General features: G+C 67.7%; 3 protein-coding genes. 1 reads left to right on the top strand and 2 read right to left on the bottom strand.

What is annotated here, in order from left to right; all coding sequences use genetic code 11:
* Window positions 1–143: 143 nt before the first annotated feature.
* The gene (locus ACZ38L_RS39100; protein ID WP_465702855.1) at window positions 144–854 is read right to left on the bottom strand and encodes a hypothetical protein; all 711 of its coding nucleotides are present in this window, start codon (window positions 852–854) and stop codon (window positions 144–146) included.
* Window positions 855–882: 28 nt separating this feature from the next.
* On the opposite strand from ACZ38L_RS39100, the gene ACZ38L_RS39095 reads away from it, so the two are divergent.
* Window positions 883–1437, top strand: coding sequence for a hypothetical protein (locus ACZ38L_RS39095; RefSeq protein ID WP_465702853.1), 555 nt, complete (start codon window positions 883–885; stop codon window positions 1435–1437).
* 35 nt (window positions 1438–1472) lie between these two features.
* On the opposite strand, the gene ACZ38L_RS39090 is transcribed toward ACZ38L_RS39095, so the two are convergent.
* A complete protein-coding gene (locus tag ACZ38L_RS39090) occupies window positions 1473–2390 on the bottom strand; it encodes a CHAP domain-containing protein (RefSeq protein WP_465702851.1) in 918 nt (305 codons plus the stop codon).
* Window positions 2391–2643 lie beyond the last annotated feature (253 nt).

Here is a 2643-nt window from a genome sequence, read left to right as displayed (position 1 = left end):
CAGGATGATCAGACGATCGCAAGAAGGGTCGGATTTGCTCCGGTGGGTCCCGTTTCATCCGCCGTTCAGCGGTCAGTTTTCAACCGTCGCTGAGACGCGGCAATTCGCCGTTCGCGAACTCCACCCGCCGCTGCGTCAGCCATTCACCGAGCCGGAAGTTCTCCTGCTCGCCGACCCGCGCGGAATACGGGACATCGAGTCCACCGGTCTCCTCGTAGGGCCTGGTCTTCGGCATCCCTCAACAGTGCCTCGGCCCGGGTCGGATAGCGCATGCCCATCGTGGCCGCGACCTCTGTCAGCCCCTCGACCAAGTAGCCGGCTACGTACTCGGCACCGAATCCTTCGTACACCAGGGGTTTAGCCTCGATGAGCAATTCCTCGGCCCTGTCAGGGTCACGCCCTGCCAAGGCCGCGGCGATCTTCATCAGCGCGCCGGCCGAGTCGCCACGAAGGGCACTGCTGCGGGCTGCGTGTTCGGCTGCGGCGAGCAGTCGCTCGGCGGTGATCGGGTCCCGTTCGACCACTGCAGCGGCGATCCCCATCAACGCTTCACTCCTCCGGATGGCGCTGTGCTCGATTGTGCCGGCTACGCGGGCGGCGGCGGCGGCGGGATCCCGTTCCGTCAGCGCCCCGGCGATCTGCAGCGACAGGTCGGGCCGCTCGTAGTACTCGTAGGCGGCCACGCGTTCGGCCTCGCTGAGCAGCGCCCTGGCCCTGGCCGGATCCAGTGCCCACAACGCCTCGGCGATCCTCAGCAACGCCTTCGTCCGGTAGCCGGGGCTGGGTATCACACCGGCTATGCGTTCGGCGGCGGCGGGATCCCGTTCCCTCAGCACCGCGGCGACCTGCAGCAACAGCTCGGACTGGTCGGGGTCAGCGGGCGTGAGGGTGGCCGAGGCGCGGGAAAGGGTCGGCGAGGCGGTCGTTGCGGCGGTCCGGGCGGGTTTCGCCGCCTGGTTCGAGGAGATGGACTACGCCCATCACCCGGATCCGCCGCCGGGCTTCCAGGCCGGTAACGATCCAGCCGGCCACGACGCCTCCTGCGTCCCCGACGTTCCCAAGGCGGTGGTCGAGTCGATGACCACCGACGGGGAACCCGGGATGTTCTTCACGTTCAAGCGCGAGTACGGCGGCCCGCCGATCGTGCAGCTGTCGGTGCGTTCCACCTGGGCACGCCAGGTCGCCCACCCGGGCTGGGCGGTGCTGGACGGCCACGCGGTCCTGGACGTGCTGCAGTGGCAGCAGACCGATGAAGGGCGGCGTCCGGTGCGGGTACGCGCGGCGGTCGTGATGGCCGACTACGACAGCGGGATGCACGGCTGGCGCGCCCACGCCGACAACCTCGACCTGACCGTGGCCTGGACGCCGGACGGCGAGGCACGACTGCTGATGCCCTGGAAGGAAAGGGTTGGGGCCGGCGGTGCCCCGGTCGCGTGAGCCGTGACGGGACTGCAGGGCCCGTTCAACGACGGTTACCTGCGCGCGGTGTGCCGGTCGCAGCTGGGAGGTGGCGGGCCCGGCAGCTTCGCAGGCTGACCCCGGCACGTCCCGGCGACATCACAACCGAACCTCACACGCCGGTCACATCGACTTCGCTGGGGGTCACCCTGTGGGTCTGGCAGTCGGGTTCTTGCCACTGCTGATGCCGTGTTGTGGCCGATGCTGACGGGGTGGCGCTGGTGCTGCTGCAACAGTTCCCGCCCCGACAGCCATGCGCTCACCTCCTGCCAGAAGGCTTGTAGCGGCGCGGTAGTGACCGGGGAGCTGCTCGGGGTGACGTATGCGGTGACCGTGTACTTCTGGTTGGTCTGGTACGACCCCACCGGGATCTCGGTGGGGCTGACGCTCTTGTTGACTACCAGCGATGTCTGCGCAAAGTGCGCCTCGGTACTGCTGTCATCGCCGTCCCAGTCACCGTTGGTGACCTGGATCGAGCCGTCCGTGCCGCTCGCGGTGACGAGGCCGACGTGTTCCTCGCCATACACTGCGGCGTCCCCCAGTTGCGGGCGGTAGGCGGCGTCGGTGTGCACGCTACTGCCGTTCATACGGGCCGCACTGATGAAAGAGGTCACGTCCGCGTTGAGCCCGGCGACGTTCAGGCCGCTGTTCCGCCAGACCCACGTGGCGAAGTCCGCGCACCAGTACTCGGGAACGCCAGCCCAGCCCACGCAGCTGGTCTCGAACTCCGTACCACCCAAGCTGTTGGGCGCGGGGTTGACCAGAGAACAGGTACCGGCCCCCTTCCCGACGTTGGCCAGTGCCAGCTTGGCCACATCGGCCGATTTGTGAGCGGCGATGGGTGTGTCGGCGGCGGCCGGGAGCACGAACGCGGTCGAGACGAAAGCCAGCGACAGGCAGGCCGTGAGGGAGAACAGAGTATGACGGTTCATAGCGGTCGAGTGTCACTCCCGGCAGGCGACGGTCCTCAGAACGGGGGTAAGAAGTGGTGCATTGCTCCGCTCACCCAAGCGAAGTGGATCACGAACGCGACTGTGATCGTCGCCTGCCACGCCGGATCTTCCACCGCATGACGGGGGTCTGTAAAAAAGGCTCATCGCTCTCTTCTGTGGGTCTTGATGGGGCTCGGTTGTGCTCGGCCGGGCAGGGGTCGGGCGTAACCGGCCAGGCAGAGCAGGATCATGG

It is taken from the genome of Kitasatospora sp. NPDC024654 (genome assembly GCF_055559155.1).
This window is presented reverse-complemented; position numbering and strand designations above follow the sequence as displayed.